Here is a 12,990-nt window from a genome sequence, read left to right on the forward strand (position 1 = left end):
ACGATGACCAGGTTCTTCGGCAGCCAGGCGCTGACGTCGTAGTAGTACTTCACCTGTTCCCAGACCTTGCTGTCGTAGCCGGTGGCGCCGGAAGTCATGAAGGTGTTGACGGTGCCGGTGGCCAGCGCCTGGGTCAGTTCGGCGGCCTGCACGGTGACCGGCTGGGCGCCGACGAGTTGGGCGATGCGACTGGTGTTCGGGTTGTAGGCACGCCACTTGGCGCCCTTCAGGTCGGCCGCCGAATCGATCGGCTTGGCGCTGAAAATGCCTTGCGGTGGCCAGGGAACGGCGTAAAGGACCTTCAGACCCTGCTTGGCGAGGAGCGCTTCCGTGGCCGCCTTGGTGGCCTTCCACAGCTTCTCGGATTCCGCATAGCTGGTGGCGAGGAAAGGAATGGAGTCCACCCCGAACAGGACGTTCTCGTTGGAGTAGCCGGAAATGATGATTTCACCGATCTGAGCCTGCCCGCCCTGAACCGAGCGCTTGATTTCGTTGGCCTTGAACAACGAGCCGTTGTCGTGGATGGTCAAGGTCAGCTTGCCGCCGGTGGCCTTCTCGACGTCCTTGGCGAAGAGCTGGATGTTGGCGGTGTGGAAGTTCGATGTCGGGTAGCCGGTCGGCATGTCCCATTTCTGCTGGGCGACCGCGACGGCGGACGAAAACGTCAGGGCGGTACCGATGCCGAGGGCGGCGAAGGTTTTCAGCACGGAAGTCTCCTCGTTGTGGTGTGGATGAACGCCATATCAGGCATCGGATGGCTCTGCGCGGGAGCGGACGAAGCGGTTCGCGACCTTGATGGGAATGGCGACGTAACGTTAAGAATTCGTCGACAAAAAGTCAACATGATATTCGCTATAATCTCCGTCGAATTCTGGGAGAAAAAACATGTCCAGCCATCCGGAAGCCAATGAACAAGCCGCCGCGGTGCCCGTTCCCCCGGTCGGGCAGCGCATCGTTTCCTCTTCGCACCTGGTGTCCGAAAAGTCGCCGGAGCTCTCCGAGCTCGAGTTCGGCCTGATCATCGCCACCCACGCCTTCAACCGCTGGCTGATCCGCTGCATGGGCGCGGCCGGCGTCAAGGACATGGCGCCGGTGGATGTGCTGGTCCTGCACCACATCAATCACCGGCGGACGGAAAAGCGTCTGGCCGATATCTGTTTCGTCCTCAACATCGAGGATACGCATGTGGTCAGTTATTCGGTCAAGAAGCTCTCGGCGATGGGCTTGCTGAGCAGCAGCAAGCGTGGCAAGGAGGTGTTCTTTGCCACGACGGAAGAAGGGAATGCCCTGTGCCAGCGCTACCGCGCGGTGCGGGAAGCCTGCCTGATGCCCGGCTTTTCGGGGCAGGAAGAGGAAAACGCCCGTCTGGGCGACCTGGCGCGGATACTGCGCCAACTGTCGGGCCGCTACGACCAGGCGGCGCGGGCGGCGACCGTCTACTGACGGGTTGCCCTCGTTCGCCGCGGCCGATGCCGCGCGCCGCGTTCCGGCGGCGGGCGCGTCGAGGCGAGCACCGACCCGAGGGTCGGCGACGGGGCCGGTGGGCGAACGGGAAGCCTGGCGGACGCCATGGCGGCGGGAGGTTGCGCCTTGCGGCAGCGGGTTGGCGGCAAGGTCGCGCTCATCCATCCCATGGCACACGCGGCTCATCAGGGCGACAAGAAAGGCGAGACAGTCAAGCGGCTTCGGTCAAGAGTCAGACACGCGCGCCGACAGGGCATGCCGGCGGCCTTGCTGAAAGATCCGTTATTCCGCCTGATGGGAATCGATGCGGAGGCGGCACCCGCCATCCGGCGGGCCCCGGAAAACAGGAAGGCGGGAGGGGAAGTACTCCTGACTATCCCAGATCGGTTTCGGCACGGGCGCCTGTAGCGTTTAATCCTGTCCGGCGCCGCTTGATTCGCCCCTGACACCCTGGCAGCCGCTGTGTTCGGTATCGCCCCGGCCAGCGCCGCGACCATCGACGTCATGGGTTGGAAGTCGGATACGCTTGCGTTTAGCTCGTGCTTCTCTGGTTACGCCATCAGTGTTCATTCCTGCCGCGCGGCTTGCGGGTGCCTCGAAAAGCCATTCCGCCGGCCGGAAAAAAATCGAATTCGGGGCAATTTGCAGCCGGCTTTTCGCAAGGGCACCCTCAGCCAGCGACCCAGTTTTCGAGCATCAGCCCCGGCACCCGCTCGAATTCCCGCTGCTTGTTGGTGACCAGGGCCAAGCCGTGGGCGCGCGCCTGAGCGGCAATGTGCAAGTCATTGACGCCGATGGGCTGGCCCCGCTTTTCCAGCGCGGCGCGGATGCCGCCGTAGTGGTAGGCTTCCCGCTCGCCAGGGGGCAGGACGCTCAGGCGGCTGCGGAAATCCTCGACCACGGAAGGGTTGCGCGCGGGGTCGCGGCTTCTCTCGGCACCATGGACCAGCTCGGCAGACGGCCAAGCGGCCGTAGTGGCGGTTGAAGGACGCCAAAGCCTCGATCGGACGCCGCTTGACGACGTAAATGACGAAGTGGGTATCGAGCCGGTGGGTCAGCACGGATCAAAGGCTTTCCCGATCCGGCTGCTCCTGGGTGGCCCGGTCCGGCAGCAAATCGTCGGTCACGGTGCTTTCGCCCAGGAAAAAACTGTCCCAGGCCGCTTCGACGGGGGCAATGATGCGTTCCTGGCCGACGGCCCGCACATCGACCTTCTTGATCGAATCCGGAAAGCGCCGCTCGGCAGGCAGGCGAACCGCCTGGGAGCGGTTGTTGGTGAAGACGGTGCTGGAGGCCATGGTCGGCCTCCGGGAGGCTATATACACGAGCGATATACCATTCGCGCCGAGGTCGAGAATCAAGCGCCGGGTTGGCGGCGGTGCCGGCTTCCCCGATTCCCCGGTTGACCTGCGGGTGACCTGGCTCGAACCGGAAAACCGGTCCCGCATCGCCCGGCGATCGGGCGCCGCGGTAACGGCCGATGCCGCGGCTGACGCGTCCCGAAAACGTTCGCTCCGCCAAAGACCTTCTACCGGGCCGGCTTGCGCCAGACGCTGGCGAGCCAGGGCTGCTGCGCCCGCGGCAGTCCGGGCGGTCGGTAGTAGTGCTCGAGTTCGGTAAAACCGGCGGCGGACAGGAAGGCGCGCCAACTGGCGAGCGAGAGGTAGGCCGCGTAGCGTTCGCCGTTCCAGCCTTCCTCGTCGCCGCCGTGCGGGTTGGAAGTGAAAAGCACGCCACCGGGTCTGAGCGCGTGCCGCAGCGTGTGCAGCACGTGCGGCAATTCCTGCGTCGGCACGTGGAAAAGCGAGGCGTTGGCGAAGATGCCGTCGAAGTGTGAGGCGGGGAGGTCGAGCGCGAGGAAATCCTGGACCAGCACGTCGCAGCCACTGTGCTCGCGCGCCATGCAGGCAAAGCTGGGCGAGCCGTCGAGTCCGGTGACATGGTGGCCGAGGGCGGACAGCGCCTTGAGATCGCGTCCCGGCCCGCAGCCGAAGTCGAGCAGCCGGTACGGCGCCTCGCCGGTGATGTGCCGGAGCAGCGCGTCGATGTTCTGGCTGACGTCGTGGTGGCACGTCCCGGCCCAGAAGTCGGCGGCATGGTGCTCGTAATGCGCGAGCGTCCGGGTCGAGATCGTCGTCAGTTCTTCCTGCTTCAACGGCATCGTGCAAACTCCTTACCGAGAGACTGACAGGGCCCCGCGACCGCCGTTTACCGCGGGTCTGGCCGGAACTCCGACGGCAACGGGGTTTGCCCCCTCTGTTGCAACGACGATACCTTCGGGGCGACGGGAAAGGCAAGCACGACGGATCTTCCTTCGGCGTGCCGCGCTCACCCCTTCGACTCCAGCTCGCGCAGCACTTCGCTCGCGAGCACCCTGATTTCTGCCGACGCGCCGTCGAGCGCCTCCATCGAGCCCGCGCCGGCCGCGCTGAGCGCCAGTGCGAACGGCGCGAGGAAGTCCGCAAGCGGGCTCGCTTGCATCAAGTCCGCCAGCCGCTGCCCGATGCCCATGCGGTGGCACTCGGACACCTGCGCGCGAAGTCGCGAGAAGGACGCGGCGTCGCCGCCTTCGGCCCGGGCGGCCAGATCTTGCAGCGCCGTTTGCGCCAAATCGCGGTTGTTCAACCAAAGGTGCGCCTGCAGCCGCAACTGCGGATCGCCGGCTTCGCCCTCAGGCGGGTAAGTTCCGAGAAGCTCGACGGCTCGCCGGAAGCCGGCGTCGGCCTCCTCCTTGCGCCCAAGGCCGGCGAGCAGGCGAGCGTGATTCGTCCAGATTACTGGCTCTTCCGGCGCCAGCTTCTGCGCAACGAGAAACGCCGCTTCGGCCTCGGCGCAGCGCTGCAGCCGGTCCAGATAGAGGATGCCCAGGTTGTACCAGGGCCAGGCGTTGGTCGCGTCGAGGGCGATGGCCTGGCGATACGCGGCTTCGGCCTCGTCGTAGCGCTTGAGGTGGTTGTGCAGCAGGTGGCCCAGGCCGAACCAGGGCGCAGCGAAGTTTTCGTCGAGGGCAATGGCCTGGCGGTACGCGGCTTCGGCCCGCTCTGCGTCGACCGGCGGGTAGCTCCAGGTCAGACCGGCGACGAGATGGCTGAGAGCGGTCGCTACGGCTTCCTGCGCACACGCGGCGTCGGCGAGCCGGCGTGCCGCGGCGAGATCGGTGTCGATCGCCGCGAGTGCCAGGAGGCGCGCGCGATCGGGCTGCCCGGCCCATTGTTGTGCAAGTTCAGCGACCAGCGAGGCGGCGCACGTTCCCCCCGAACACCCGACGAAGAGCGTCAAGGCCAGGTCCGCGGCGGCGGAATGCGCAGGCAGCGTGCCGGCAAGCTGTTTGCGGAAGAAGTCGAGGTCGGCGCAATCGGGCAACAGGTCGCCGCTCGAAAGCAGCGCCGAGACGGTCTCCCGCGCCTCGGCGGCGAAGGCTGCGGCGATCAGCCGCCGGCGTAAGTCGCGATGCGGGAACGGCCACGGGCGCTGCGCGAGCGCGCGCGTCAGCCGTGGCGTCGACCGCGCCAGCGCCAGCTTCTCGGCCAGGCTGGCGTCGAGCGAGCCCAACACGCGGCGCACCCAACGATCGCGATCGGCATCGTCGTCGGCGGGAATGGCCGCGAGCGCCTGTTGCACCTGCACGAAGCGCTTGTGGCAGGCGTCGCCCGAGAGGTAGGCTCGGTCGTCGCCCTGCAGGTCGAAGAGATCGGGATAGACGTCGCCGATGCGCTGCTGCAAGGCCTCGGCGCGATCGCGCGCTTGCCGGCAGACCGCGTAGTCGAGCCGCTCGCGCGCGAGCTGGCCGGCGGGCATCGTGCGCGCCAACGCGCGGGAGAATTCGGCCTGCTCTGGCGACAGCACAGCGCGCCGCTGGTGCCAAGAGGCGCGATGCAGTGCGATTTCCTGCAGTTCCTCGCCCCGGTACCAGAGGCGCATGAACTCGATCAGCCAGGTCAGCCTTTGGCGCAGGCGGCGGGCGGCGTGGCGCATCAGGAACCAGATGTTGAAGAAACGCTCGGTCACCTGAAACCCGCTGCGCGCGACGCCGGCCAGCGGCACCTTCTGCACCAGACCCTCGTGCTCGAGGCGCACGAGCTGCGCGCTGACCGTGGTCACCGCAATACCGGAGGCCTGGGCGAGATCGCGCGCCGAGACCGGGTCCCAGGCCTCCATGACGTGCGCCAGGATCTTGCGCGGCTGTTCGGCGAGCTGCTCCATGCGCGACTTGTACAGCGGCGTCATGAGATCCAGCAGCGCACGCAGATCGCCATGCAGGTCGCCATCCGCGCCGGCGGCGAAGAGTTCGTAAAGGATGGCCGTGGTGCGCGGGTTGCCGCCGGTCAGCGTGCGCAGCGCGCGCAGGCGTTCGGGACGCGCCGACAATTCTCCGCGCATCGCGGCCTCGGCTTCGGCCGGGTCGGTGATTCCCCGCATGCCGAAGCGTCGGGCGAGGGCGACCAGCGCTTCCTGCATGTCGTTGAGACTGAGCGGGGAGAGCTCGATCAAATCGAAGAAATCGTGAAAGGCGTCGGCGTAGGCGTAATGGGACTCCAGCGACTGGTAGGTGGCGCCGATCCACATCAGGCATCGGGTCTGCAGCAGCACCTTGCGCAACTGCCAGAGCGCGGTGTCGTCTTTGTTCCTTGCCGCCGCCGACCCGCGGCCGGGTTTCGCCTTTCTGGCCGGCGCCGAAGAGGCGCGGCGAATGCCTTCGAGCAGCAGATCGGTGCTGTCGATGAGCAGCAGCAACCGCTTTTGATGAGTGTCACACCAGGTGGTGATCAACGACAGCGCCGATGCCGCCTGCTCTTCGCGTCCCACTTGGGTGAGTTCGTGCGCGCGACGGTCGAGTTCGGCGACTTCGGACTTCGACGCGCCCGATTGTTCGAGCGCGTCGATCAGGGCGTCGAGCACATTGCGCCAAAGTTCGGCCAGGCTCGACACCGTGTACTGTTCCTCGGGAAAGGTGAGCGGCAGCCAGCGCGACGCCAGCGCGGGGTCTTCGCGCACCGCCAGCGCCAAGCGCCGCAGCAGCGTGGTCTTGCCCATGCCGCGGGCGCCCACGAGCAGGGTCGCCTGCGGCACGATTTCCGCGGGCGTGGAACGCACCCGATCGAGCAGATCGTTCAGACGTGTCTGGCGGACGACGAAGACGTCGCGCAGCTCGTCGTCGCTCCACAGGTGCGGGTTGTACTTGACGGCCGCCCGCATGGGCCGCGGGTGCGGGTCAACGGCCATGGTTGCGTTGCCAGTAGTCGCGCAGCAGGAACGATGGGAAGCTCACGCGGTCCGCCTCGGTGGTCAGGTAGCCGTCTTCTTCCAGGTGCCACAGCACTTCGTCGAAGCGGCGTGCGCGCGCGTCGGGGTCGGGTTCGACGGTGGCGAGCCGGGCAACGAGTTGTCTGCGCGTGAGGCCGTCCGTTCTCGCAGCGACGGCGGCCAGAACGCGCAGGGCCACGGTCAGTGCGTCCTTTGCCAGATCGCGCTCCAGACGCTGCGACCAATGCACGAAGCGAGAGCGGACCGCGAGCAGCCTTTCGTAACCGTCGTCCACGTCGTTCGTCGTCAGCGGTGTGCCGCTGACGCCGGCTTCGGCCTGACGATCGCGCGCCGCGCGCAGGGCTTCGACGAGAAGCAGATTGACGTAAAAGGGCGACAGCCACCCGACGCGGTCGCAGATGTGGCCGGGGACATCCGGCGCATGCGGCCAGCCTTCTCCGCGCAGTTCGGCTTCCAGCATGGCGATGGCCTCCCGGCGCGAAAAGGCCTGCAGCCGGAAGTCGTAGCAATCGTTGAAGCAGGTGATCAGATGGTGTCGGGTGAGCAGCGTATTCAGGCCGACCGAGCCGGAAAAGACGAAGCGGCATTGCACCTGCGAGGCGAGGCGCCAGGTTCGCAGCCAGCCGACCAGAAGCTCGGCGACTGCGCGATCGTGGCTGATCAGCTTTTCGAGAAAGACCGAGAATTCGTCGAACAGGATCAGGACGGGCTGTGGGGCCAGCCGTGACTGGATGCGCTGGGCCTGCGGCGCCCACGCCGCGGCGGGCGGCGCCTGCAGGTCGATCGACCCGCCCAAGCCGCCAGGCAGCCTGAGTTCGAGCTTGCGCAGCCGGTCAGCGGCGCGGCCGGCGCCTTTCCTGGCCGTTTCAAGCCAACGTTTGATCGCCGGTTCGGGCAAGGCGCGGTCGATCTCCGCAAGCATTTCTTCCGCCGTGCCATGGCCTTGCAGGTCGATCAGCACGGCATGCCAGCCATGCGACGGCGCGTCGTCGGCCAGCCTTTGCAGGATCGACGACTTGCCGAGACGTCGCGGCCCGCTGAGCAGGACGTTGTTGGACTCGAACAGATCCCACAGGTCGCTCAGCTCACGCTGACGACCATGGAACTGCCCGCCTTCCGCTTTCGATCCAACCGGTATTGACACGACATTGCATTGCTACAAAAACGAAGTGCTGCAATTTTGTAGTAGTGATCGGCACGAGTCAACACCCGCCGCGATATGGATCACTCTGTGCTAGTCTCGCCCGCGTTCGAATGGCCACAGGACGCCGACTTGCCGCGCCGCTGGGCTCACCGCGCTCGACCGTTCGGCCGGGCACGGCGCACGGCAGCGGATTCCCGCCGGCGCGCACGGCGTGGCGCCGGCCCTGAAGGCCGCCGCTCAGGCCAGCAGCCGCTGACGGAAGAAGGCCAGGATCTCGTCGCGCGCCGCCAGCGTCGGCTGGCCCGCCTGGTCGATCAGATGCGTGGTCAGCACACTGTGCGGGGTGACCACGTGCCGGGCGACGAAGGGCGGCACCTCGGGATTGGCCGCACTGTCGGGCAAGACGCGGCCGACGAAGCGGTCGCCGAGCGCCGCGGCGTAGGCCGCGAAGCGCTCGGCGCGGCAAAATCGGTCGCCCGCGAAGCGATAGGCGAGCACCGTGAGATCCTCGCCTTCGAGGCGCTGGCGGACCGCCTGCAGTTCGTCGGCCGCCATCTCGATGCCGCCAGGGTCGTCGAGCGGCAGCGACGGCTGCGCCAGCACCGGTGCCAGCAACGCCGGTTCGAGCATCATCGACAAGGCGAAGTTGCCTGTGAAGCACATGCCGATGGCGCCGACACCGCGTCCGCCGCACTCTCCATGCGCCAGCCTGGCCAGGGCTCTGAGCCACTGTGTGACGGGACTCGACGCGTTGGCGGCGAAGGCGCGAAACTCGGCGCTGACACAGGCTTGCCGGAAGACCTGCGCGCCTTCGTCGGCGCTCGCCACGGCGCCGTCGCGGCCGAAGAGCGACGGCAGATAGACGGTCAGTCCGGCGTCGCGCACCCAGCGGCCGAAACGCGCCACCTGTGGGCTGATGCCCGGCATCTCGGCCATGACGATCACCGCCGGCCCGGCGCCGGCCACGTACACCTTCCTGGTCACGCCGTCGAGCGCGATCTGGCGCGCGGCGAAGTCTTCGAGCGCGTCGTCCTCATTCATGTTGCGTCCGGTCATCGACTGCCTCCGCTGGTCCGTGTCATCGAGGGCTTCGGCGATCTCTTGCCGAAGCGTCGTCCGTCCGGTCGCCCCGAGCCGCCGACGCGTCGCTCGCCGGTGGGCGCTTCGGCTCGGCACCTGGGCAAGAAACGACAGGCTGGCCAGCGGACGAGCCTTATTAGACTCGTCCGACGCCCCGGTTTCGAGTGTCCATTCAGACATTTTCTAGGTGTTTTCAGTCGATGACCGGAGGCGCGTCGAGTTCAAGTCGGCGCCCGACGGCGCGTCATATGCGGCCGCTTCCGGCCAGCAAGGCCACCAGTTCCGCCTGGCGGCGGCAACCCGTCTTGTCGAAGACACTCTTCAACTGGCAGCGCGCGGTTTCGTAGCTGATGCCACGCAGCGCGGCGACGGCGCCGAGAGCGAATCCCTGCGCCAACAGACAAGCCAGGAGCGCTTCGGCGTGGCTGAGATCGTGCAATTGTTGCAGCGCTTCCGGTTCCAGCAGGCCGCGGGCGACGGGGTCGCGAACGAAGACGATGGCCGCCGCGCGACCCGGCACGTCGAACAGTCCGGCATCGGACGGCAGCGGGTGGGCGAAACAGGCATAGGAGGGTCGTCCCGAGCGTCGCGCGAGGCGATGCAGGTGGATGGCCGGCGCCCGGCCGGGCGGCGCCAACAGCCCCGCCAGGAAAGCGTGCAGACGAGTCGTCTCACGTTCCAGCACGCCGACCAGCACACCATGGCGCAACGCCAGACCGTCGGCGTCAGCGAACAGACCTTCGGCGGCCCGGTTGGCGAACAGCAGTCGCGCTTCCCGGTCGACCAGCAGCACGGCCGTCGCCAGCGCGTCGAGAGCCGCCTCGCTCAGATCCTGCGTTCGCCGCTGGGCTCCCAGCAGGCGCCAGGTGTCGAAGGCCGCCTGCACATGGGGAATCAGGCGGCGCATCAGATCCTGCTGCGGCTCGTCGAAGCCCGGCTCGCGCATCGGCTTGAAGATGCTGAGCAGCAGCCCGCCGGCAATCGCCGTACTGTCCGACGGATGCACGACACCGCACACCAGACGGCCGATCGCCAACGGCTTCAGAAAGTCGGTGTAAAACTCGCTGCGCCGCATCGAGACGGGATCGATCAGTTCGTCGTCGGCAATCAGGCGCCTCGCGACACGATACAGATCGGGCCGCGAATGGCGCCAGACGTCCTTTGTGCCGTAGTGCGCGGCATAGGTTTCCATGTGCGGCGGCAGGATCGAGTGCGACGCCCAGAACCCGCCGCCGGACGGCGGCAGCTCCGGTGAAAAGAGTATGCCCTCGCTGCCGCCGGTCGCCGCGACGATGGCGGAAACGACCGCATCCCAGCGGTTTGGCGCCAGCGGCGCCTCCTGCAGCAGGTGCACCAGACGGCTGAAGCGTGCGAGTTGATCCATGGCGGCGGCTCCCCGGACACCGGCGATGCGGTTCGGCCGTACTTGCGCCCTCTCCTCCAGTCGTTCCGGGAACGGCAAGCGGCCAATAGTCATGCTACGGCAGAAATCGCCAACCAGCCACTGTCTTGGTTTGGCGGCCGGCCGCCAGCGCGACCTGTCTCTACCGCGCGCTCCCGCACGCCATCGGAGCGGCGGCCCGCCCATCCCCCGTTTGGGTGATGCGAAGCGGTTCGCCGAAGGCCATACTCGTGGCCAAGCTTGCCAATCGGCATGCTCTCGAGGAGGGAAAAGTCAATGCGTCTTCATCACAGCGTGATAACGGTTTCCCTGGCCGGCATCTCGGCCGCTTGCTCGCCTTACCTGTACAAGCCGGAAATCGACGCCTTCTCGAAGGGCGTCAATCAACTCGCCGAAGCCACCCGGCTCAGTGTCGCAAGCGAAAACGCCGCCAATGTCACTCGCCATCGCTGGCGCTGGATCGACGAGCGCCCGGAGTTGGCCCTGTCGGAGCGCTGCCCCAGCGGCGACCCACCCCGACGACCGGACAATCGAGGGGACACGAGCCCGCAGGCGAATCTCGGCGACCGGAAAACGGAGGGTATCGAGAGAGATACCTGCGGTCTGCGGCATAAGCCACTCGAGGATTGGGACTTATCGGCACTACCGTTCGACGAGAACGTCAGGCTCATGCCCTACGTGAAGACGCTGCAGAAGTATTCCGGCTCGCTCGCGGCCATCACCAACGCCGCCGACCTCGACGCCCTGCGCGCGGCTCAGGTCAAGCTCGCCGGCGCGGTTGGTGAACTCGTGGCCGTAGCCGGCGGCGAGGGTTCCAGCACCGCGCGCGAGGTGGCGCCGGCCGGACCGTTCATCGGACTGCTCAACTACATCACGACCGCCATCCTGGACTGGCGCCGCTATTGCGAATTGCGCAAAGCCGTACTCCGTGCCCGCCAGTCGGTCGCCGTTGTGGGAACAGAGCTCGGCAAGATCCTGGAGGAGTTGAGGGGCGAGCAACTGGTGGCGCTCAAAGCGACCGAGGCTCGGCTGGCGTCGAAACTGAATCCTGACAAGACGAGGGTGCGCAACGCGGCGGCCAGGACCTCGTGCGCCTCCTGCCCGGCAGATCGGCGATCGACGGTCGGCGCCATCGAGCAATTGCTCGACGAGCAGGCTTATGCGTCGCGCCTCGATGCCCTGCAATCGACCGCCATGACTCTCGAGAAGCTGCGTTCCAGCGACCCCAGTGCGGCCGCCGACGAGATGGTCAAGGCCCACGAAGCGCTGGCCAAGGCACTCGAAGACGATACGCGGCGCCAGGAACAGGCGGTCATCGAAGCCACCGTCGCCTTCCTGGAGAAAGCCGAGGCGCTCAGGGCCAGCATGGCGGCGTTGCGGCGGCCTTGAGCGAAGTCGCGGCGAAGCGCCCGACGATCGGCGACCGGAACGGCTTCCCGCTTCCGAGTCGCCGATCCCGAGGCGCTTGCCGGACGCGTGGCGAATCGTCACTCCGACAGGCGGCCGCGACTGCCGGAGGCTGGTCGACGCGGCCATTGCTGCCAGAGGAGAAAAACCATGCCAAGCAAGGAACTGGGAAAAGCGGAGTATCGGGCGATTCGCAACGGGCATGTGGTGAAGGTCATCGCGACCGGCACCGTGCCGGGAATGAACGTCAAGGTGGATATCGAACAACTGCCCTTCCTCATCCTGCCGCCCGTGTTTGCGCTGTATTTCATCCGGCCGGAGATCGTTCTGCCGGCCACCCGTCCGTTCGTCTATGAGGAAGACGTGGTCTTTCCCAAAACGGCGGAAAGGCTGACCATCACTGACGCGGACGGCAGGCACCACGTGCCCGTCGAGGAAGGCGCCGCGGCAGCCGAAGGACCGTCGGCCCCCTCGCCGACCGACCCCGGCTATTGCGTTTTTTCGTGGATCGGCACCGACCAGTTGAAGGTCGCCAAATGCGATGCGTTGCTGCCCGCCGTCTACCGGCGTGTCTTCGGTCCCGACACCTTCGCCGAATGCCAGGGTTATGTTCTGAGGGAGCAATTGGACGAGGCGGAACGGACCTTGGGTCGATTGCTGGACAGGCTGCGCGAACTGATGCCGCAAGCCTCCGCTGGCGACAGGCCAGCCCTGATGGCGCGGTATGATGAAATCGCCGACCGGAAACGAGAGCTCAAGGACGCGAAGATCGACCTGATCCTGTCCTCGCAGAAGATGCTCGATGCTCAGGCCAACATCGAGCGCAGCATCGCCGGCCTCAACGAGGCAAGCCAAGAGATGGTCGACGTCAGCACGGCCTTGGCGAGAGTGGCCGGAGTACTCAAACTGGTGACCGGAGTCATCGGGCTGTTCGCGGTGTGAGCCGAGCGCCGCCGGCGCTGCGCTGGACAAGGCACAAAAAAAGGAAGAGCCCGCAGGCTCTTCCCTATACTACTTTGCGCCGTCCGGCGACTCGATTCACTCGGCGCTTATCGGGTCAGGCGCCCGGGCCGGACACCAGTTCCGACCCCGGTCCCGTCAATCTTACTTGGCCGCCTTGCGTACCCGACCGGCACCCAGCCCGAGCAGGGCGAGACCGACGAGAGCGATGGAACCCGGCTCCGGAGCGCGGTTCAGCGTGAAGTCGACATTGTCGAAGATGTCGTAC

11 protein-coding genes and 1 pseudogene are annotated in these 12,990 nt (G+C 66.6%); 3 read left to right on the plus strand and 9 right to left on the minus strand.

The window, feature by feature from the left end; translation table 11 throughout:
- The coding region (locus tag Q1M07_RS05630; protein ID WP_300451895.1) for a TRAP transporter substrate-binding protein at nucleotides 1-704 on the minus strand (704 nt) is incomplete at its 3' end.
- Between the two features lie 181 nt (nucleotides 705-885).
- Here Q1M07_RS05630 and Q1M07_RS05635 point away from each other — a divergent pair.
- A complete protein-coding gene (locus tag Q1M07_RS05635) occupies nucleotides 886-1,443 on the plus strand; it encodes a winged helix DNA-binding protein (RefSeq protein ID WP_300451898.1) in 558 nt (185 codons plus the stop codon).
- 691 nt (nucleotides 1,444-2,134) lie between these two features.
- Here the strand turns inward: Q1M07_RS05635 and Q1M07_RS05640 are convergent.
- From Q1M07_RS05640 to Q1M07_RS05670, 7 genes and pseudogenes are all read right to left on the minus strand, one after another.
- Nucleotides 2,135-2,525: pseudogene (locus Q1M07_RS05640) on the minus strand (PIN domain-containing protein).
- Nucleotides 2,526-2,528: 3 nt separating this feature from the next.
- Complete coding sequence (gene vapB / locus Q1M07_RS05645) at nucleotides 2,529-2,762, minus strand: type II toxin-antitoxin system VapB family antitoxin (protein ID WP_300451900.1); 234 nt, start codon at nucleotides 2,760-2,762, stop codon at nucleotides 2,529-2,531.
- A 230-nt stretch (nucleotides 2,763-2,992) separates the two neighbouring features.
- A complete protein-coding gene (locus Q1M07_RS05650) occupies nucleotides 2,993-3,625 on the minus strand; it encodes a class I SAM-dependent methyltransferase (protein WP_300451903.1) in 633 nt (210 codons plus the stop codon).
- A gap of 167 nt (nucleotides 3,626-3,792) precedes the next feature.
- The gene (locus tag Q1M07_RS05655) at nucleotides 3,793-6,687 is read right to left on the minus strand and encodes a tetratricopeptide repeat protein (protein WP_366983972.1); all 2,895 of its coding nucleotides are present in this window, start codon (nucleotides 6,685-6,687) and stop codon (nucleotides 3,793-3,795) included.
- Nucleotides 6,677-7,873 (minus strand): ATP-binding protein, encoded by a 1,197-nt coding sequence (locus tag Q1M07_RS05660; protein ID WP_300451906.1) that lies wholly within the window; start codon nucleotides 7,871-7,873, stop codon nucleotides 6,677-6,679. The genes Q1M07_RS05655 and Q1M07_RS05660 overlap by 11 nt, the downstream gene beginning before the upstream one ends.
- Nucleotides 7,874-8,110: 237 nt before the next feature.
- On the minus strand, nucleotides 8,111-8,929 hold the full coding sequence (locus tag Q1M07_RS05665; protein WP_300451920.1) for a dienelactone hydrolase family protein: 819 nt from the start codon (nucleotides 8,927-8,929) through the stop codon (nucleotides 8,111-8,113).
- A 268-nt stretch (nucleotides 8,930-9,197) separates the two neighbouring features.
- Nucleotides 9,198-10,337, minus strand: a complete 1,140-nt coding sequence (locus Q1M07_RS05670; RefSeq protein ID WP_300451909.1) for a hypothetical protein — start codon at nucleotides 10,335-10,337, stop codon at nucleotides 9,198-9,200.
- Nucleotides 10,338-10,631: 294 nt separating this feature from the next.
- On the opposite strand from Q1M07_RS05670, the gene Q1M07_RS05675 reads away from it, so the two are divergent.
- On the plus strand, nucleotides 10,632-11,744 hold the full coding sequence (locus Q1M07_RS05675) for a hypothetical protein (RefSeq protein WP_300451913.1): 1,113 nt from the start codon (nucleotides 10,632-10,634) through the stop codon (nucleotides 11,742-11,744).
- A gap of 168 nt (nucleotides 11,745-11,912) precedes the next feature.
- Nucleotides 11,913-12,704 (plus strand): hypothetical protein, encoded by a 792-nt coding sequence (locus Q1M07_RS05680; protein WP_300451915.1) that lies wholly within the window; start codon nucleotides 11,913-11,915, stop codon nucleotides 12,702-12,704.
- Nucleotides 12,705-12,866: 162 nt separating this feature from the next.
- Here the strand turns inward: Q1M07_RS05680 and Q1M07_RS18715 are convergent, their stop codons facing one another.
- Complete coding sequence (locus Q1M07_RS18715) at nucleotides 12,867-12,983, minus strand: PEP-CTERM sorting domain-containing protein (protein WP_366983974.1); 117 nt, start codon at nucleotides 12,981-12,983, stop codon at nucleotides 12,867-12,869.
- Nucleotides 12,984-12,990: the final 7 nt, after the last annotated feature.

The organism is Accumulibacter sp., from assembly GCF_029255285.1.
Classification (GTDB): Bacteria; Pseudomonadota; Gammaproteobacteria; order Burkholderiales; family Rhodocyclaceae; genus Accumulibacter.

Bases quoted from the DNA above. Each gene is read 5' to 3' on its own strand.
- Q1M07_RS05635 (WP_300451898.1), top strand. From the start codon at position 886: ATGTCCAGCCATCCGGAAGCCAATGAACAAGCCGCCGCGGTGCCCGTT.
- vapB (WP_300451900.1), bottom strand. From the start codon at position 2,762: ATGGCCTCCAGCACCGTCTTCACCAACAACCGCTCCCAGGCGGTTCGC.
- Q1M07_RS05650 (WP_300451903.1), bottom strand. From the start codon at position 3,625: ATGCCGTTGAAGCAGGAAGAACTGACGACGATCTCGACCCGGACGCTC.
- Q1M07_RS05655 (WP_366983972.1), bottom strand. From the start codon at position 6,687: ATGGCCGTTGACCCGCACCCGCGGCCCATGCGGGCGGCCGTCAAGTAC.
- Q1M07_RS05665 (WP_300451920.1), bottom strand. From the start codon at position 8,929: ATGACCGGACGCAACATGAATGAGGACGACGCGCTCGAAGACTTCGCC.
- Q1M07_RS05670 (WP_300451909.1), bottom strand. From the start codon at position 10,337: ATGGATCAACTCGCACGCTTCAGCCGTCTGGTGCACCTGCTGCAGGAG.
- Q1M07_RS05675 (WP_300451913.1), top strand. From the start codon at position 10,632: ATGCGTCTTCATCACAGCGTGATAACGGTTTCCCTGGCCGGCATCTCG.
- Q1M07_RS05680 (WP_300451915.1), top strand. From the start codon at position 11,913: ATGCCAAGCAAGGAACTGGGAAAAGCGGAGTATCGGGCGATTCGCAAC.